This is a genomic window from Streptosporangium sp. NPDC004631, from assembly GCF_053601935.1.
Window position 1 is genome coordinate 1 of record NZ_JBSGCR010000006.1, and the last position, 17,236, is coordinate 17,236.

The 17,236-nt window shown below is 68.4% G+C and carries 17 protein-coding genes, 1 tRNA gene and 1 pseudogene; 10 read left to right on the forward strand and 9 right to left on the reverse strand.

The window, feature by feature from the left end; all coding sequences use genetic code 11:
- Nucleotides 1-94 precede the first annotated feature (94 nt).
- From ACWEF2_RS07830 to ACWEF2_RS07855, 6 genes are all read left to right on the forward strand, one after another.
- Entirely contained in the window at nt 95-349 is a 255-nt protein-coding gene (locus ACWEF2_RS07830) for a shikimate kinase (RefSeq protein WP_453812956.1), read from the forward strand.
- Nucleotides 350-947: 598 nt separating this feature from the next.
- On the forward strand, nt 948-1,478 hold the full coding sequence (locus tag ACWEF2_RS07835) for a hypothetical protein (protein WP_453812958.1): 531 nt from the start codon (nt 948-950) through the stop codon (nt 1,476-1,478).
- 358 nt (nt 1,479-1,836) lie between these two features.
- The gene (locus tag ACWEF2_RS07840) at nt 1,837-2,196 is read left to right on the forward strand and encodes a hypothetical protein (protein ID WP_453812960.1); all 360 of its coding nucleotides are present in this window, start codon (nt 1,837-1,839) and stop codon (nt 2,194-2,196) included.
- Nucleotides 2,197-2,199: 3 nt separating this feature from the next.
- Nucleotides 2,200-2,955 carry a hypothetical protein gene (locus tag ACWEF2_RS07845; protein WP_453812961.1) on the forward strand — a complete coding sequence of 252 codons (756 nt, stop codon included), beginning with the start codon at nt 2,200-2,202 and terminating at the stop codon, nt 2,953-2,955.
- Nucleotides 2,956-3,006: 51 nt separating this feature from the next.
- Nucleotides 3,007-3,201, forward strand: a complete 195-nt coding sequence (locus tag ACWEF2_RS07850) for a hypothetical protein (protein ID WP_453812963.1) — start codon at nt 3,007-3,009, stop codon at nt 3,199-3,201.
- 914 nt (nt 3,202-4,115) lie between these two features.
- Nucleotides 4,116-4,736, forward strand: a complete 621-nt coding sequence (locus tag ACWEF2_RS07855; protein WP_453812965.1) for a LuxR C-terminal-related transcriptional regulator — start codon at nt 4,116-4,118, stop codon at nt 4,734-4,736.
- 264 nt (nt 4,737-5,000) lie between these two features.
- Here ACWEF2_RS07855 and ACWEF2_RS07860 read toward each other — a convergent pair.
- From ACWEF2_RS07860 to ACWEF2_RS07875, 4 genes are all read right to left on the reverse strand, one after another.
- Nucleotides 5,001-5,077: transfer RNA gene (locus ACWEF2_RS07860), tRNA-Lys, on the reverse strand.
- Between the two features lie 442 nt (nt 5,078-5,519).
- Nucleotides 5,520-5,915: an OsmC family protein gene (locus ACWEF2_RS07865; protein WP_453812967.1), complete on the reverse strand. Its 396-nt coding sequence runs from the start codon at nt 5,913-5,915 to the stop codon at nt 5,520-5,522.
- A gap of 60 nt (nt 5,916-5,975) precedes the next feature.
- The gene (locus ACWEF2_RS07870; protein WP_453812968.1) at nt 5,976-6,260 is read right to left on the reverse strand and encodes a hypothetical protein; all 285 of its coding nucleotides are present in this window, start codon (nt 6,258-6,260) and stop codon (nt 5,976-5,978) included.
- A 45-nt stretch (nt 6,261-6,305) separates the two neighbouring features.
- Nucleotides 6,306-7,358 (reverse strand): NADP-dependent oxidoreductase, encoded by a 1,053-nt coding sequence (locus tag ACWEF2_RS07875; protein ID WP_453812970.1) that lies wholly within the window; start codon nt 7,356-7,358, stop codon nt 6,306-6,308.
- Between the two features lie 255 nt (nt 7,359-7,613).
- On the opposite strand from ACWEF2_RS07875, the gene ACWEF2_RS07880 reads away from it, so the two are divergent.
- Nucleotides 7,614-7,982, forward strand: a complete 369-nt coding sequence (locus ACWEF2_RS07880) for a phage holin family protein (RefSeq protein WP_453812972.1) — start codon at nt 7,614-7,616, stop codon at nt 7,980-7,982.
- A 170-nt stretch (nt 7,983-8,152) separates the two neighbouring features.
- Here the strand turns inward: ACWEF2_RS07880 and ACWEF2_RS07885 are convergent, their stop codons facing one another.
- The gene (locus ACWEF2_RS07885; RefSeq protein WP_453812974.1) at nt 8,153-9,142 is read right to left on the reverse strand and encodes a LacI family DNA-binding transcriptional regulator; all 990 of its coding nucleotides are present in this window, start codon (nt 9,140-9,142) and stop codon (nt 8,153-8,155) included.
- A gap of 191 nt (nt 9,143-9,333) precedes the next feature.
- On the opposite strand from ACWEF2_RS07885, the gene ACWEF2_RS07890 reads away from it, so the two are divergent.
- Nucleotides 9,334-10,224: an amidohydrolase family protein gene (locus ACWEF2_RS07890; protein WP_453812976.1), complete on the forward strand. Its 891-nt coding sequence runs from the start codon at nt 9,334-9,336 to the stop codon at nt 10,222-10,224.
- A 52-nt stretch (nt 10,225-10,276) separates the two neighbouring features.
- A complete protein-coding gene (locus ACWEF2_RS07895) occupies nt 10,277-10,801 on the forward strand; it encodes a cysteine dioxygenase (protein WP_453812978.1) in 525 nt (174 codons plus the stop codon).
- A gap of 8 nt (nt 10,802-10,809) precedes the next feature.
- On the opposite strand, the gene ACWEF2_RS07900 is transcribed toward ACWEF2_RS07895, so the two are convergent.
- Nucleotides 10,810-12,027 carry a CynX/NimT family MFS transporter gene (locus ACWEF2_RS07900; RefSeq protein WP_453812980.1) on the reverse strand — a complete coding sequence of 406 codons (1,218 nt, stop codon included), beginning with the start codon at nt 12,025-12,027 and terminating at the stop codon, nt 10,810-10,812.
- A 324-nt stretch (nt 12,028-12,351) separates the two neighbouring features.
- Here ACWEF2_RS07900 and ACWEF2_RS07905 point away from each other — a divergent pair, with 324 nt between their 5' ends.
- Nucleotides 12,352-12,894 carry an RICIN domain-containing protein gene (locus ACWEF2_RS07905; protein ID WP_355592343.1) on the forward strand — a complete coding sequence of 181 codons (543 nt, stop codon included), beginning with the start codon at nt 12,352-12,354 and terminating at the stop codon, nt 12,892-12,894.
- 176 nt (nt 12,895-13,070) lie between these two features.
- Here ACWEF2_RS07905 and ACWEF2_RS07910 read toward each other — a convergent pair.
- The 3 genes and pseudogenes from ACWEF2_RS07910 to ACWEF2_RS07920 all read right to left on the reverse strand — a co-directional run.
- Nucleotides 13,071-13,214: pseudogene (locus tag ACWEF2_RS07910) on the reverse strand (carbohydrate ABC transporter permease); the annotation flags it as partial.
- 63 nt (nt 13,215-13,277) lie between these two features.
- Nucleotides 13,278-14,054, reverse strand: a complete 777-nt coding sequence (locus ACWEF2_RS07915) for an AMP-binding protein (protein ID WP_453812983.1) — start codon at nt 14,052-14,054, stop codon at nt 13,278-13,280.
- A gap of 538 nt (nt 14,055-14,592) precedes the next feature.
- Nucleotides 14,593-17,064: an ATP-binding protein gene (locus tag ACWEF2_RS07920; RefSeq protein WP_453812985.1), complete on the reverse strand. Its 2,472-nt coding sequence runs from the start codon at nt 17,062-17,064 to the stop codon at nt 14,593-14,595.
- Nucleotides 17,065-17,236 lie beyond the last annotated feature (172 nt).

Here is a 17,236-nt window from a genome sequence, read left to right on the forward strand (position 1 = left end):
CAGTTGCACTCGCGTCACGCAGCAAGATCTACCGGTCCAAGCCCCGACGCGAAGGCGAATCCCACAGGTTGATCACGACTCGATACGCGCCCTAGTGGTCTGGCTGGACGCGCCCGCGAGCGTACTCGCCGAGAGGATGCGCTCCGGCGAGCACCGCCCGCACTTCGAGCCGGACCTGGAGGCGATGCTGACCACCCAGCGCGCCCGCCGGGGACCGCTGTTCGCCGAGGTCGCCGACCTGACCTTCGACGTGTCCGCGACCACCCCGGAGGAGGTGGTCGCCGAGGTGATCAGATCGCTGGACGAGGTGATCAGGTCTCTGGAACAGAACACCCCCCACCACGACTGACCCAAGGGGGATCGACAGCTCGGAGACGCGGACGATCTTCCCACACCAGCCGATTCCGGCTACGACGGCGCCGGCGTTCTCACTCCGGTCAGACAACCGGCCGACGGCCGGCCGCTCGCCCCCGGCACCCGCACCCGAAACGCGCTCCTGCGCGCCCTGCACCGCCTGGGAACGAGGCTTCGCCCTGCTCACCCAACGCTGCCGCACCCTCCAGCGCATCACCGCCGGCCCCAGCAGAATCGGCGACATCATCAAAGCCGCACTCGTTCTCACTCACTTCGCACACGGCTACCCAACGTGAAAGTCGCCGAGATCATCTCATCGAAGTGTAAGCATCTTCAAACACTAGGTAAGTCAAGCGGTTTGAACCACAAATATCACCTGACTAAATCCGGTAATCCCGAAGCACCGAAACGTAGCCTACCAGAAATCCCCCGGAAACGTATTTACTGGACGACTCTACATGTGTTAGAAATGATCTCTGGAGACATGCCTTCTCTTGCTCGGGAAAACACAGATCGCACCGGAAAACATGAACGTTATATATGGCTGTATTCAATCTCAAAAAACCTCCAAACCCCTAACAAGTGAGGAATAAATGCAATTCACCACCCGTCTCCTCCCTATCTTTACCTCCATACTAACGGTCGCCTTCCTGGTCGCCATGGTTTCGATGCTGACTACAAAAGCGGCACAAGCCGCAGATCCCGGTGACGGGAAGGGGGTTGCCATTCTTACTCCTCTCGTCAACGGGGAAATCGCCCCTTCCGAATCCCTGAGCCCGATGGCCGTCTGTCCGACGTGTGTCTGCTCGCTGAAAACAAACCAGCCACACCACTCCGGCCATGTCAACGGAAACATAAATGTAACCGCCAGCGTCACCTGCACTAGCGCTCAGCCGAGAGTTCGAGTAACAGTCGACCTACTCAAGGAAAGCCTGTTCGGGTGGGATCAGGTAGGCACCAGAGGCGACAAAACCGTATTAAACAAGAGTTATGTGTCCACGAACAGTGCCATAGCGTGCTCTGCCGGAACATACAAGGGTCACGGCAGTGGTTACTACGACGATGCCAACGGAGGAAGTTTTGGCGGCAGCCAGGACAGCGATCCGCGCAGCCTCACGTGTTAGGTGGACACAAAAAAATCTATAAATTGAAGCGGGTCTGGATGTGAACGGGATTCATCCGTTCACATCCAGACCCTTGCGTAGTTCAGCACGAGAGGCTAATGAGATGATCTCTCAGGTGAGGCCGAAAGCCAGGTGTTCGTCTATTTTTGCAGCTCTACTTTCCATGCTCATCACTACGACTCTATGTAACGGATGCACCGCGACCGCAACTTATACAAGTGTGGGCGAGTGGGATCGATGGCGGAACCAGAAAAACAATCCCAACATAATGTCCGCCCCCCTGACGCGACTCAACGGCCGACCACTTAAGATCTTCCACGCGGATTGGTTTACAATCAACGGCGACAAGAATAGAGACATGCCCGTCACAGCCCCTTGGCCCGATCCCACACGCTCTGAAGCTCCATACACATTGGAATTTTTTACACCGGTTGCTCCCAGCTGGGTCGAGGTACGATTCTTCAGGGAAGATCACAAAAACCTCGAAGGGGTTGCAGAAGACGGGCGCTGGGCGTGTGACATCGAAGCGAAAAAATGCCCAGTAAACATGACGGGCGATACGGTGAGTGTGCCCCTTCCTGAGAGCTTATTCTCTGAAGGCCGCCAAAAATTCACCTTCCAAGCTTTATGGGACATTCCCCCTTCTCAACGTCATCCAAAATATCCCAATTTAGGCGTCGCTGTCGCCACATGGTTGTATAATAAGAAACGAGGATGATGGATGTCCACCACACTGGACGAGATTCTCCGTTCGCCCATTGGGCGCAACTCCGCCTGCTGGTTGAAGTTCGCCGACGACTGGTGGAGAAATCGAAGTTACTGGAATCTTCATGAGATGTGCGTTGTAGCGGCACTGAGAGTCTCCGAGGGGGCCGACGATCCGGACGAGATCCCCCCCGCCACCGATAGAGACATTCTAGCGATGGCCCGAGTTCTGGCCGACGTCGTAGACCATCATCCGATTTCCCGTCACCTCACGAGGGCATCATCGCCACAAGTTCACTTCGGAAATCCAAAAAAGAGTGTTAATTTCGGCGATCAGAATGGGGCTCCGCTCCGCGGAAAACCGCCGCGAGTACTCTGGACATCTTCACTAATAGAAGCAAACCGAAGTTCCTGGCTGGCTGCGATCGACAGCTCCTTCGTGCCGGTCGATAAATCAGAATTAAACGAGCATCACATCTCCATCGATATTCCAAAAGCGAGGATTTTCAACATTGACGGCCCTGAGGACATCACGACTTTAGCCGAACTATACGGCATTCCCGGAAACGGGCAAGCGAAGATCGACTGGACGGCGGTACGTCTTGATTACGACGCGGTACATCTGAGCTTCAGGGGAGTAATGACTGCCCAAGGAATACCCGTCAGTTCAACGAACGGCGTCTATTCCCTAACCTCCTGGGATTGCGAGAGCACCGCCTGGTTCAACGATGACCATTTCACGGAATGGATACATGCGGCCAAGTCAACCTGACTCCACCTTAAATCTTTATCGCCGGACGGCCTCTACTCCGCCGAGCCGTTCGTGACGGGGCCGCTGATCCCGGACTGTGCGCACAGCCGTGGCCGCGACGAGAACGGCACCTCCGTCATGTGGCTGTACGGCCTGGCGGACAGATCGTGGGCCGCGGTCCTCTTCTACGCGGAGAACACCCGCCGGGCCTCCCAGGTCTACCGGGGCGGCCCTCGCAACCTCCCGGAAACGCTTGGCGTGCGGTGACGACGTTCATCGAGACTCCTTGAGTGTGGAGACCCCCGCCTTCAGGCGCGGGGAGGAGGTCAAGCGGTTGGACCCCGTCTCGCGTTGAGCATGGTGTGCCGCCAGGCCGGGCGGAAGAGGGAACGGCCCGGGATGTCGCCCGTGAGCCCCTCCCCGGCCTCCCGGGAAAACCGCCGGGGCCCCGCGGGTACGACGATCACGGCGGGCGCAGCGTCTGCCACGGCGGCCACCATTATCCCCATTACCTACCTTCTAAGTATTGATTCTCGAATCGGCCAAAGGGCGGGACGACCTCGCCTCCCCCTGGGACGCGTGATATATCCCTATTCCTCGGCACGCGCCATTTTCCACGCCGTCCGGCGATGGTCGGTGTGCCTCGCGTGCTCCGCAGCGGAATGATCCGACACCGGCCGTGGTCTAATCCGGAAACACGACACTTCAGCATGCGGCCACTCACCGGAAGCAGCTCATCCCCACACTTGCGGAGCAACTCCGAGGAGGTAAGGATTTACCGGATGACTCATCTCGGATCACCAGGAAAACAGGGACGGGATGTTGAACGCTCTGGGATTGGACACCCTTGCCGAAAAACCCGTCGTCCCCTGCTGACCAGGCATGACCTCGACATCAAGGGGATCGCCGCGGAACTCTCCGCGCCCGCGGATCAGATCCGCGCGGCACTCGACCAACTCGTCACACCGGCGCCGCTCCGCCCTTCCCGGGAATCACCGGAGACCCTGTCACCCGTCAACCCCGAGATCGGCCTTCGGGCTCTTTCACCGCGACATCAGGGCGAACTCCTCCGTCAGCGGCAGGAGTTCGCCGAGAGCCGGGCGGCGATGACACAACTGATCAGCGAGTACGCCGGCCTGGAAACAGATGTTTCACGCCCCGATACCGAACGGCTAATCGGTATGGACGCCATCCGGTCCCGGATCGAACGGCTCGCGCTGCGGGCCGAGGTCGAAATCGCGAGCCTGATGACGGCCGCCCCCCGGGACCCGGCCGTGATCGACTCCGCGATAACCCTCGACCGGCGGGTGCGTGAACGGGGGGTGACGATCCGCAGCGTCGGCATGGACCGCCTCCGCGAGGACCCGGCCACGCTGGCCTATGCCCGCCGGCTGGTCGACATCGGAGCCGAGGTTCGGGTCGCTCCAACCCTGCCGGTCCGCATGCTCATCTACGACCGGCAGGTGGCCCTGGTCCCGTTTGATCCGGCCGACAGCGCGGCCGGTGCGGTCCAGGTCACCGGAAGGGGCGCCGTCGCCGCGATTCTCGCCCTTTTCGAACAGGTCTGGGCCTCTGCCCTGCCCATCGACTCGATTCCGGCGAAGGACGATGCCGGGCTGTCCCCGCAGGAGCGGGAACTGCTCCGGCTGCTGGCCGAGGGGCTCACCGACGCGAGAGCGGGCCGGCACCTGGGAATCTCCCCCAGAACGGTGCGGCGGGCGGTGGCCGACATGATGAGCCGTCTGGGTGCCCGCAGCCGTTTCGAGGCCGGACTGCGCGCGGCGGAGAGAGGGTGGATCTAGGGCCGCGGCGTTTCGAAAAGTGCCGGGGTTCCGGAGGAAGGGGCATCGGGAGTCACCCGCGGGCCGGACGCTCCCGAACCGGACGCTTCCGAGCTTGAACGCCCTCCCGGACCGCGACGACCGCCGGCACATGGCCGGACCCGGCGTGGACGCCGAGCGGGGAGGGCCGCCCGTGTGGCGACCGCCCACACATGGACGGACCTCTATAGATGACTATGGGCACCGTCCACATGGTGGAAGGTGCCCGGTCATCGGCCTGAACCGTGGTGCGCCGCCAGGGACTCGAACCCCGGACCCGCTGATTAAGAGTCAGCTGCTCTAACCAACTGAGCTAGCGGCGCCTGCGACGGAGGTAACTCTAGCAGCAGCTCCGGCGGCGGGAAACACGAACGACCGCGCGACGGCCCCGGGACGACATCGGGGCCGGACGGTCCTCGAACCGTCCGGCCCCGCAACAGACTCGGGGCCGGACAGTCCCCCAACTGTCCGGCCCCGGCCTCTTCGCGGGCCCCTCCATCGTCTCCCCCAAGACTCCGGCGGCTCCGCTCAGGGACGCGATCCCCCTCGCGTCCTGTATCCGGTGAAAAGTCTCTGCAATGCTCCCCCCGGGCTTCGCAGAACCCCTTGACCTGCTTCAACAGTACAGAACCAAATGTAAGGAGCACGTCATACGCGGGTTGATTTTGGGCCTACACCCGGAGATGACCCGGTATCACCGAGTGGCCCCACCGGGCGCCGTCGATCAACGCGAGACCCCGTGCGTCACGGCCGTCCGCCCCCGGATCACTCGGGCAGTTCGAGGCTGATCTCGCTCTTCTCCCGCAGGGCCCGGCTCACCGTGCAGTACTTGTCCTCGACCCGCTGGGCCACGGCGCGGAAGACCTCGGCGGCCTTCTCGTCACCCTCGGGGTACTCCACGTCGTAGGTGACGGTGATCGTGCCGAGCAGCGTCGGCTCGACCTTCTCCGCCTGGACGGTCATCGCCAGGCGGGCCAGCCGGTGACCGCGCTGGGCGGTGAGCGGCTCGACGGTGACGATGTTGCAGCCGCCGAGCGCGGCCAGCAGGAGCTCCACCGGGGTGAACACCCCCTGCTCGTCGCCGCCCATCGCGACCTCGGCCCCGCGGTCGTTGCGGGCCACGAACCCGTCGTCGGTCCGTTCCACCTTCACCAGCGCCATGACGCTTCCTCCTCATAACTCTGCCGACACCCTATCCAAGCGGCCAGAGCGGGTGGCGGCCTAGGCGTCTCGGTGTTTGGACAGGTAGTCGATGTAGAAGGGGCGCAGCGCGTCGCCGAGCTCGCCCTCGCCGGACGCCATGGCATCGCTGAGCAGAGCCGAGACCCGGCTCAGATCGTTGGCCGTCTCGTCCTCGTTCCCGGTGGACGCCTCCGCCGCCGGGATCACCTTGAGCAGCTCCCACAGGAAGGCGAAGTCTCCGTGGTGCACGGCGTAGCGGACCGCGCGATCATGTAGCTCATGGGCCGACAACGTCTCAAATTCATCCGTTTCCAACTGACCCACCCCCTCAGGCCCCTTCTGCCCAGAGATCGTGTCGATCATGCATGTTCAGCGGGTCAAGCGGACGATCATCTTGCCGATGTTGGCACCGCGGAGCATGTCGACAAAGGCCGCCGGGGCGTTCTCCAGGCCGTCGACGACGGTCTCCTGAAAGGTGATCTCGCCGTCGCGGAGCCAGGCCCCCACCTCGGCGGTCATGTCGGGCAACCGGTCGGCGTGGTCGCAGACGATGAACCCGCGCAGGGTGAGCCGCTTGCCGATCATCTGGGAGAGGTTGGCCGGACCGGGCTGCGGCTCGGCGGCGTTGTAGACGGAGATCGCGCCGCACATCGCGATCCGGCCGTACCTCCTGAGCGCGTCGACGGCCGCCTCCAGGTGATCGCCGCCGACGTTGTCGAAGTAGACGTCGATGCCGTCGGGGGCGGCCTGGGCGAGCAGGTCGCGGACCGGGCCCGTCCTGTAGTTGAAGGCGGCGTCGAAGCCCAGCCTCTCGGTCAGGTAGGCGACCTTCTCGTCCGAGCCCGCGCTGCCCACCACCCGGGAGGCCCCCTTCAGGCGGGCGATCTGCCCGGCCAGGCCGCCCACCGCACCGGCCGCGCCGGAGACGAAGACCGCGTCGCCCTCCTTGAACGCGGCGATGTCGAGCAGGCCCACGTAGGCGGTGAGACCGGGCATGCCGAGCACGCCGAGGTAGGCCGAGAGCGGGACGCCGAAGATCTCCTCGACCTTGCGGGCCTGGGCGGCGTCGACGAGGGCGTAGTCACGCCAGCCGTACCCGTGCAGGACGAGGTCACCGGGGGCGAGACCGGCCGCGCCCGACTCGGCGACCTCTCCGAGCGCGCCGCCTTCGAGGGGCGCGCCGATCTCGAACGGCGGGACATAGGACCGGGCGTCGTTCATGCGTCCCCGCATGTACGGATCGACGCTCATCCAGAGGTTGCGGACGAGCACCTGTCCCGGGCGGGGGGCGGGCACCTTCACCTCGGCGAGTTCGAAGTTCTCCGGCACCGGCCAGCCGGTGGGCCGCGAGGCGAGCCGGATCTCCCGCGAGACGACCGTACGGCCCGCGGCCCCGGAGTCGTTGGACGTGACGTCGGACATGGTGGGGCTCCCTCGGCGGTTCGCGTCTTCTCCCCGGTGCCATTTCCCCCGTCCGTCCAGGGGCATCGTCATCACCCGGCAATCTCTCGCCCAGGGATCATCGGGCTCCGGGACCCCGCACCCGGCACCCGGTCCCCCGGATCCGTACCCGGCAGGCGCCGCGGGGGCCACTGAAGTGTCTAGTGTCCAGGTATATCCGCCGCCGACGGTGCGGATCTATCGTTCGTCCGATCTCCCATGCGAGGATGCCCAAACGTGAGAATCATCATCAAGGTCCTGGCTGTGGCGGTCGCCCTGTGGGCGGCCACCCAGATCGTGGCCGGCATCACGGTGTCCGCCTCAACCACCCCCAACAAGATCGGCACGCTGGTCGCGGTGGCGCTCGTCTTCGGCGTCGTCAACGCGGTGCTCAAGCCGATCATCAAGCTTCTCGGCTGTGCCTTCTACGTGCTCACGCTCGGCCTGTTCGCGCTGGTCGTGAACGCGGGGCTGCTGCTGCTCACGAGCTGGATAGCCGCCCAGCTTCACCTGTCGTTCCATGTGGCCGGCTTCTGGGCCGCGTTCTGGGGCGCGATCATCATCAGCCTGGTGAGCTGGCTGCTCGACCTGGTCCTCGGTGACTGACACCACCGTCACCCTCCACCGCACCACCGGCATCGGCCACCCCGGACGGCGCCCATCCGGCCCGTCCGGCGGGTGGGCGACCGCTCCCGTCACCTCCGGCGGTTCAACCGCCGCCCCCTCCCCCACTCCCCCACCGGCCGGGGCGGGGGCGGCCACCGCCCCGGAAGAGGTCAGCCGACCGAGCCGCGGGCGCGGAGTTCGGGGGCCTGGACGATACGGCGACGGCGGGTGTTGCCGTCGGCGGCGGCCACCACGATGCGGACGGCCGCCCGGACGATGCCGTCGATGTCCCAGTCGACCGTGGTCAGGCCCGGCGTGAGCAGGCCCGACATGGGGTGATCGTCGTAGCCCATCACCGACACGTCGTCCGGGATCCGCAGGCCCCGCTCGGCCGACGCCGCGTAGACCCCGTAGGCGATGGAGTCGGCGAAGCAGAAGAACGCCCGGTGCCCGCCGGCGAGCATCCGGTCGGCCACCTCCGTGGCGTCCGCCAGCGCCTGGGGGGCGGTGACCACCTCGATGTCCAGCCCGAGCCGGGCCGCCTCGGCCATGACGTGCACGTCGGCGGGGCGGTCAGGGGTGCTGGCCCTGGTCGGGGTGAGAACGGCCATGCGCCGCCGGCCCCGGTCACGCAGGTGTTCGAGCGCCAGGGTGACGCCCGCGCGGTTGTCGAACACGACCTCCCCCGCCGTCCGCGCCCCGGCCAGCGCGTCGCCGATCGACACCACGGGCAGGCTCTCGGACAGTTCGGCCCAGAGCGGCGCCGCCGGATCCACCGGCTGCACGATCAGTGCGTCCACCCGCTGGTCGCGGAGCTGCCGGGCCAGCGTGCGCTCTCGGGCCGGGTCGCCGGCGGCGTCCAGGATCAGCGCGTAGCGGTCGTTGTCCTTGAGAGCCCGGCCGATGCCGACGGCCAGCGCCTGCTGCCAGAGGTCCTCCAGGGAGCCGCAGAGCAGACCGATCACCCCGGTCCGGCCGCTGGCGAGCGCCCGGGCGATCGGGTCGGCCTCGTAGCCGAGCTCCGCGGCGACACGGCGCACCCGTTCGATGGTCTCCTCCGACACCTGCATCCCTCGCAGGGCGTAGGAGACCGACGCGGGGGAGAGGCCGGTGGCCTTCGCCACCTCGCGTATCGTCGCTCGTTTCCGGGGCTGGGGCACCAGTCCACCCTATGCCTCGCCCTCTGCCCGGGATGGGTCCTCCACCAGATCAGGACGGTTTATGGCATTGACACATATAAGGTGAAACGGTTCACTGAATCGGTTCACTGAATCGCGTCACCCAGGGTGCGGTAAGGTCAGGACTGTTGCCTATATTCTAGGTAGGGAATACCTCGAAAGGAGGGGCCGAAATGGCGGTCGACGTGCACCAGCACCTGTGGACCCCCGCGTTCGTGGACGCGCTCCGACGCCGCGGGACACCGCCCCGCCTGGACGGGTGGACGCTGCACCTGGCCGGTGAGCCCGCCTACCGGGTCCACCCCGGCGACCACGACCTGGCCGGGCGCCTCACGCTCAACAAGGGTCTGGAGCTGGCACTGGTCTCGCTGTCCAGCCCGCTCGGCATCGAGTCACTGCCGGCCGAGGACGCCTGGCCGATCATCGACGCCTACCACGAGGACGCCCTCGCGCTGCCCGCCCCGTTCGGCGCCTGGGCGGCGACCTGCCTCGATGAGATCGACCCGGACAGACTCACCAAGACCCTCGACCAGGGGTTCGCCGGGCTCCAGTTGCCCGCGACGGCCGCGGGGAACGGGGCGGACCTCGCGAGGGTCGCCCCGCTGCTCGACGTGCTCACCGAGCGTGACCTCCCCCTCTTCGTGCACCCGGGACCGGCGGCCGAGCCCACCGGGCCCGGCTGGTGGCCCGCCGTCGTGCCGTACGTGCAGCAGATGCACGCAGCCTGGTTCGCCTTCGCCGCGTTCGGCCGCCCGCGCCACCCCGGCCTGCGGGTCTGCTTCGCCCTGCTGGCGGGCCTGGCCCCGCTCCACTCCGAACGGCTGACCAACCGGGGCGGGGGGAGCCGGGGCCGGGTGGACCCGGAAACGTTCCTGGAGACCTCCTCCTACGGCCCGCGCGCCATCGACGCGATCATCCGCGAACTGGGCGTCGACGTCGTGGTCAACGGCTCCGACCAGCCCTACGCCACCGCCCCCGACCCCGCGCTCGGCGACGCCGCCCGGCACGCCGTGGCGGTCGTCAACCCCGGCCGCCTGCTGAACCGAAAGGAGTCGCGCAAGTGAACGTGAACCAGTCCCAGGGCCGTGAGCGCCGCGCGTTCCGGGGAGGCCGGCGATGAGCTACGACACCCTGCCGGCCCGCGCCCTCGACCGGCGCGAGCTCCGCGACCTGGTCGACGAGCTGGCCGCCGACCCGTCCCGATGGAAAGACCTGGTGGACTTCCCGCAGGAGGGCGGCCGCCACTACGTCTCCCTCTACCGGGACACCCACGTCGACGTCTGGCTGCTGTGCTGGCGCCCGGAGGACGACACCGGCTGGCACGACCACGACATCTCCTCCGGCGCGGTCCGGGTGGTGGCCGGGACGCTGCGGGAGTGCAATCCCCGCATCGGCGGCGAGCACCTGGAGACCGTGGTCTCGGCGGGCGAGTCGTTCTCCTTCGGCCCCGACCACATCCACCGGCTGACCGGCGCCGTGGACGGCAGCGTCTCGATCCACGCCTACTCGCCGCCGCTCTGGCGCCTCGGCCAGTACTCGATCAGCGACAGCGGCGTGATGCGCCGCGTCTCGGTCAGCTACGCCGACGAGCTACGTCCCATGGACGAGACCCGGCCGACAGCCGGAGCCGCCATCGCATAACACCGCGGTCACCGCGCCGGCCCGGTGCGGGCGCCGGGCGGATCCCCCCCGGCGCCCGCCTGCGCCGGACGTCCGGCCGGGAACCCGGCGACCAGCTGGAGCACGCACGCGCCGAGCCCGGCCAGCAGCGGTAGCGTCCAGCCGCCCGAGATCTCGCGGAGCGCGCCGACCAGGAGCGGGCCGAGCGCCGCGAGCACGTACCCGACGGACTGGGCGACGGCCGACAGTGCGGTCACCTCGGCCGGGTCGGAGGCCCTGAGCGTGATGATGAGCAGGGCCAGCGTGATCGAGGCCCCCTGTCCCATCCCGAGGACGATCATCCATAGCCAGGGGACGGTGGTCGGCGCGACCAGTACGCCGGCGTATCCGGCGATGGTGAGGACGGTCGCCACGGTGACGTGGGGCAGCTGCGACCTGGCCCGCCCGGCGTGCACCGGGACGGTGAGGGTGGCCGCCACCTGGGCCAGGTTCGTCAGGCCGAGCAGATATCCCGCCTGGTCCGCAGGGAGTCCCGCGTCCCGGAAGATCGTCGGCAGCCAGGCGAGCATGATGTAGAAGGTCAGCGACTGCAACCCCATGTAGAGGGTGACGAACCAGGTCATCGGGGTGCGCAGCAGCGTATGGAACCGCCTCGGCGCTCCGCTCGGCCGTACCGGGGACCGCAGCGCCTGGGGCAGCCAGAGCAGGGCCGCCGCCACCGCCGGAACCGCGGCCATCGCGGTCACCTCGCGCCAGCCGTACCCGGTGGCGCGCTCCAGCGGGACCGTCAGCCCGGCCGCGGCGGTGGCGCCCAGCACGAGGGCGGAGACGTATATCCCGGTGAACAGGCCGATCCGCGAGGGGAAGTGCTGTTTGACGACGCCGGGCATCGCCACGTTCATGATGGCGATGGCGGTCCCGGCGACGGCCGCGCCCGCGTAGAGCTCGAAGACGCCGCCCGCGCCGCGCAGCAGCACCCCGGCGGCCAGGATCAGCAGCCCGGCCAGGAGTGTGCGGTCCAGACCGAAACGGCGGGCCAGCAGCGGGGCGAGCGGGCCGAGCACCCCCAGGCAGACCAGCATGACGGTGGTGACCGCCCCGCCTCCGGCGGCGCTCAGTCCCAGATCGGCCATGATCTCGTCGAGCACCGGTGAGACTCCGGCGAGCGCCGGCCGCAGGTTGAACGAGGCCAGCACGAACCCCGCGATCAGCAGCGCCCGCGACATCCCGGTCCCCCGCTCGAACATCGCCCCACCCTCCCACAGGGCGGCCGGCAGGGATCACGGGGGGCGCCCCGGAGGCCGTGCGGGACAGGGCCGAGCCGCTCCACCGCCGCGTCGCGGGCGAGCCGGGTCCCGCCGCGGATCGAGCCGCCGACCCGGCTCGCCCCCGGAGGCCGGGAGAGCCCCGGCCCCCGGCCACCCCGTAGCGGGATGGCCGGAGCGGCGGGCGGCGTGGAGAACGCCGGCGCCGCGACACGCGCTCGATCACGGAACGTAATGCGCCGACACTCTCGGTCATCCATGCTACGAAGAACTCGTTGATCTTTCTAGAGCACCTTGGGAGGCTCCATGAGACTCGTTAACGCAGGTCGCACCCTGGTTATGGCCGCCGTTCTGTTCGCCGGCCCGTTCGTCGCCGCACCGGCGGCGAGTGCCGACAGCGGCGCGCCGGGACAGCCGGAGGCCAGGTTCAGGACGACCCTGGTGGCCAGGCACAGCGACAAGTGCCTGGACGTGTCAGGTGTCAGCACCCAGACCGGGGCCAACGTCCACCAGTGGACCTGCATCCTCGGCCAGCCCAACCAGGAGTGGAACCTGGTGGCGACCAGCGACGGCTACTACACCCTCCGGGCCACGCACAGCGGCAAGTGCCTGGACGTGTCCGGCGTGAGCACCCAGGACGGCGCCAACATCCACCAGTGGACCTGCCTGCCCAACCAGCCCAACCAGGAGTGGAGGCTCGTCCAGCGGGACAGCGGCTACTTCGCCGTCGTCGCCCGGCACAGCGGCAAGTGCCTGGACGTGTCCGGCGTGAGCACCCACGACGGCGCCAACATCCACCAGTGGACCTGCATCTTCGGCCAGCCCAACCAGGAGTGGAGGCTCGCCTGACCTGACGGGCGCGACGCGCGCCCGACGGCCGGGTCGCGGAGCCGTACCGTCCGACCCGCGAGGGGCTCGTGGAGGAGATCGGCCTCGCTCCGGCCGCGCCTCCACGCGCCCCTGGAGCGGGACGTGATCCGGCCGTGCCACCGGACCGCGCCGGACGACTCACCCGCCGGCCCCGATCAGCCCTTCAGCGCCCCGGCCATCAGGCCGCGCGTGAAGAACCGGCCGAGCAGGACGTAGACCGTCATCGTGGGCACGGAGGCGAGCAGCGCGGCGGCCGTCTGCTGATTGCAGGGGACGGTCTGAGCTCCGGCGATGTTGTTGGGCAACGCATTTGACGGCGGAGGGCGTCAAGACTCGCGTGGACAACGGCTCCGTACCCCGGCCTACACCCGCTGGACGGCGCCGTCGAGCAAGGTCAGGACGGTGACGCCGAAGTCGTGGAGGGTCGCCGAGAGCTCGTCGGGGGCGAGACCCGGGGCCACCACGACCAGCGAGCCGCGCATCAGCGCCAGCCCGACCAGGGTGGTCAGGGCCAGAGTGCATGCCAGCGGCCAGGTCACCAGCAGGACGTCCGACTTCTCCAGCACGGCCTGCTTGTCCAGCTCGTGCATCCGCCAGATCAGATCCTCGTGGGTGAACACGCCGCCGTCCTCGGCCAGCAGCGCGGGCTGGACGGACGGGTCGAGGGGCGGCAGCGGCCCGGGGGCGAGCAGCAGCAGGTCGGCGAAGTCGACGGTGTCGCGCGCCTGGCCGAACGTGATCACCTGCCGCACCCTGGAGACGTCGGCGGCCCGCAGCGACGTCTCCGCCAGGCCGGGCGTCGTGATCAGCAGCCGGGCGTCCCACTGGGCCAGCAGCTCGGCCATCCGCCCACTCCGGGAGGCGATCGGCGCCGCCACCCCACCGGCCGCGATGACGGTGTGCACCGCGAGGGTCTGGGCGGCGGCGTTGTCCACGTGGATGCCCGCCACCTGCCGTCGCCGGGCGCCCCGCCGGACCAGCCCCGAGGCCCCCCGTGTCACCTCCTCGGCCAGGCGGCGGTAGCCGTACACCGCGCCGGCGCCGAGATCGATCAGTGCGGGCCGGTCACCTCTCTCGCGTGCGCAACCGAACACCGCCTCGGTGACGGTGCCCCTGATGGACGAGGAGGTGGGTCTCATGGTGCCGACGGTACGGCCGACCTTCCGGTACGGGCATCGACAGATGTATGTAAATGAGTGTGTATTCGGGACCTTCCCTCTCCCGGCTCTCTCCTCCTCAGGATCCTCTCGGGAAACACGGCGACCGGCGCCATTCGCAGACGCGGGCACTCCGCGGGAGACCAGACTGCCGGGAAACGCGGGCTCGGCCCCGCCTACGCGGTGCGGGCCCGAGCCCTGCGCGGCTCGAGCCCGCTGTCACGTGACCCATGGCCTGTAGTCCCCACCCCTCCGAGGAGACCTCGGCCGTCGGAGGGACACGCGACGTTCCCGATGTGCCCGACCGAGACGCCAGGGATGGTGTGGGCCCGCCGTACCGGACCGCCATGGTGGCGGGCACGGCCCGGAAGGCTGGGCGTCATCGGTCGAACACCAGGGAAACGTACGGCGGGCGGCGGGTCCGGCGCATGCTCCGGAGTGCGTATCCGGAGATGTATCTACGGCGGCGGCCGATGTGTAGACCCGGGTGGGGCGGTGTGTAGGGACCGGGTGGCACCCCTCAGCCGCGATTCTGCTCGATGACCCAGGTGGCGACCTGGATGCGGGAGGAGAATCCGAGTTTGGCCAGGATGTTGGCCACGTGCCGGGCCGCGGTCGCGGGGCTGATCACCAACTCGTCGGCGATGGCCTTGTTGCTCAGCCCCCTGGCGACCAGATCGGCGATCTCCCACTCCCGGCCGGTGAGCGTGGTGAGCGGGGCCGCGGCCGGGCTCCGGCCGGTCAGCGGGGACGTGCCGGCCCGCTCGTCGCCCTCCAGCGCGTAGCGGACCGCCTGCTCCTGGGACATCTCCTGGCCGTGCGCCCACAGCTGGGCGACCAGCGCGTCGCCGAGCCTGGCCCTGGCGGGCTGGAGCAGCTCCTCCATCCGCGCGCCGAAGCCGGACGGCAGCACCGAACCGCTCATCGCGCTCCGGATCGCGGCCGAGGCTCCCGCCAGGCGCACCGCCCGGCGGTCGTCCTCCTCGGCCAGCGCCAGTTGCGCGAGCGTCTCGATCCGCCGGGCCACACCGAGCCGCTGGCCGGTCCCCCGGCACAGGCGCAGGCTCTCGATCAGCCTGGCGCGGGCGGTGGTGAGATCCCCCTGGGCCAGGGCGATCCGGCCCAGGCCCGACAGGCAGGTGATGGTCTGCCAGTGGGCCGTGATGTCCTGGAGCAGGTCGAGGGCCTGCTCGTAGTAGGCGCGGGCCTCCGCGAGGTCGCCCCGGACCCAGGCGACCTGGGCCAGCCCGATGAGCGCGACCGGGGCGGCCCAGTGGTTGTCGAGTTCGTGGGCGATGGCCAGCGCGGCCTCGAAAGAGCGCTGCGACTCCTTGGCCCGCCCCTCCGACAGCGCGAACGTCCCCTCCATGGCGCGGATCACCATCTCGTGCCACGGGTCGTCGACCCGGTGCACCGCCTCCAGGGCCTCGTCCAGCAGGCACCGGGCCCGATCCGGCCTCCGCTGGTAGATCGCCACCCAGGCCAGGATGGCCAGCGCCCCGCTCAGCGGTCCGTGCAGGCCCGTCGCGCGGCACAGTTCGGCCGCGGCGACGCAGGCCTTCCGCGCGGCCTCGGGGTCGCCCTGCCCGAAGGCCACCTGACCGCGGAGCACGAGGGCGTCGCCGCGCATGCGCGGGGTCAGCACCGGCGACTCCACCTCCAGCAGGCGGTCAAGCCACTGGTCGGCGGGGGTGAACCTGCCACCGGCGATGGTCGGCCAGCGCAGCAGCACCAGCAGGTGCAGCGCGCTCTCCGGGTCGTCGTTCTCGGCCGACCAGCGCACCGCAGCCCACACGTTGGCCTGCAACTCGTCGAGCAGGACCAGCATCGGGCAGATCTCCGCCCAGGTGGGGCGGGGGCGGCGGACGATGAGCCGGTGGATCCGGCCGGCGATCTCGATCATGTGGTCCCGGTGCCGCCGCCTCAGCTCGGTCTCCTCGCCGGAGACGTCGAGCTGCTCGGCGGCGTACTGGCGGATCGTCTCCAGCATCCGGTAGCGGGTCTGGCCCGCGACCTCGGCGTCGGCCAGGACCAGGGACTTGTCGACCAGGTCGCAGAGCACGCTCAGGACGTCCTCGGCCCAGAGGCCGTTGCCGGCGCAGACCTGTTCGGCCATGTCGAGCGTCCAGCCCCCGGTGAACACCGCCAGCCTCCGCAGCAGGATCCGCTCGGGCTCCTTGAGCTGCTGGTAGCTCCAGTCGACGGTGGCCCTGAGGGTCTGATGCCGGGCCGGGGCCGTTCTGTCCCCGGCGGACAGGAGCCGGAACCGGTCCCTGATCCGGGCGTGGATCTGCTCCACCGTCAGCACCCTGCACAGCGCGGCGGCCAGCTCGATGGCGAGCGGCATCCCGTCGAGCGCCTCGCACAGGCTGGCGATCTCGCCCGCGTTGTGCTCGGCGGTGAAGCCGCGCGAGGCGGCACCGGCCCGGTCGATGAAGAGCCGCACGGCCTCGCTGGTACGGACGTCGTGGCCTCCCGGCCGGGGCAGGGTGAGCGGCGGCACCCGCCACACGGTCTCCCCCGCCACCCGGAGCGGCTCCCGGCTGGTGGCGAGCACCCGCACCTCGGGGCAGACCGTGAGCAGCGTCCGGCAGAACCGGGCGGACTCCTCGATGAGCGACTCGCAGTTGTCGATGATCAGCAGCAGCTGCCGGTCGCCGAGGGCGTCGAGCAGCGTGTCGGCCAGCGGGCGCGACGGCTCGGCCTTCACCCCGAGCACGGCGGCCACCCGGGGCACGAGGAGCTCGTCCCGCACCGCCTCGGCCAGCTCCACCAGCCAGACGCCCCCGGAGAACTCGGCCGCCACCTGGGACGCCACCCGGACCGCCAGCCTGCTCTTGCCGATGCCTCCCGCCCCGCACAGGCTCACCAGCCGGGCGACGCTCAACAACTCGATGAGCTCCTCCACATCGGCCTCACGGCCGACGAAGCCATTGGGTTCGAGGGGAAGGTTGCCGCCGGTAAGAAAAATGTGCGCGGTGTCCTGTGTCATCGGCTCTTAACGAGGTCGCGGGCCAGCCGTCACAGAAAGTGTGACACCAATTACCGCGCCGTGCCCAGGCTTAGCACCATTTCGGATGCTCGGCTTCTCAGACCCCCCGCAATGTCCGGGTACGGAAATTCATATGAGGGGTAAACATGAAGTCTCAACACTGACCGTCATC

Excerpts from the sequence above, each read along its gene's own strand:
- ACWEF2_RS07835 (WP_453812958.1), top strand. The coding sequence starts at position 948 with ATGCAATTCACCACCCGTCTCCTCCCTATCTTTACCTCCATACTAACG.
- ACWEF2_RS07840 (WP_453812960.1), top strand. The coding sequence starts at position 1,837 with ATGCCCGTCACAGCCCCTTGGCCCGATCCCACACGCTCTGAAGCTCCA.
- ACWEF2_RS07845 (WP_453812961.1), top strand. The coding sequence starts at position 2,200 with ATGTCCACCACACTGGACGAGATTCTCCGTTCGCCCATTGGGCGCAAC.
- ACWEF2_RS07855 (WP_453812965.1), top strand. The coding sequence starts at position 4,116 with ATGGACGCCATCCGGTCCCGGATCGAACGGCTCGCGCTGCGGGCCGAG.
- ACWEF2_RS07865 (WP_453812967.1), bottom strand. The coding sequence starts at position 5,915 with ATGGCGCTGGTGAAGGTGGAACGGACCGACGACGGGTTCGTGGCCCGC.
- ACWEF2_RS07875 (WP_453812970.1), bottom strand. The coding sequence starts at position 7,358 with ATGTCCGACGTCACGTCCAACGACTCCGGGGCCGCGGGCCGTACGGTC.
- ACWEF2_RS07890 (WP_453812976.1), top strand. The coding sequence starts at position 9,334 with ATGGCGGTCGACGTGCACCAGCACCTGTGGACCCCCGCGTTCGTGGAC.
- ACWEF2_RS07895 (WP_453812978.1), top strand. The coding sequence starts at position 10,277 with ATGAGCTACGACACCCTGCCGGCCCGCGCCCTCGACCGGCGCGAGCTC.
- ACWEF2_RS07900 (WP_453812980.1), bottom strand. The coding sequence starts at position 12,027 with ATGTTCGAGCGGGGGACCGGGATGTCGCGGGCGCTGCTGATCGCGGGG.
- ACWEF2_RS07905 (WP_355592343.1), top strand. The coding sequence starts at position 12,352 with ATGAGACTCGTTAACGCAGGTCGCACCCTGGTTATGGCCGCCGTTCTG.
- ACWEF2_RS07915 (WP_453812983.1), bottom strand. The coding sequence starts at position 14,054 with ATGAGACCCACCTCCTCGTCCATCAGGGGCACCGTCACCGAGGCGGTG.
- ACWEF2_RS07920 (WP_453812985.1), bottom strand. The coding sequence starts at position 17,064 with ATGACACAGGACACCGCGCACATTTTTCTTACCGGCGGCAACCTTCCC.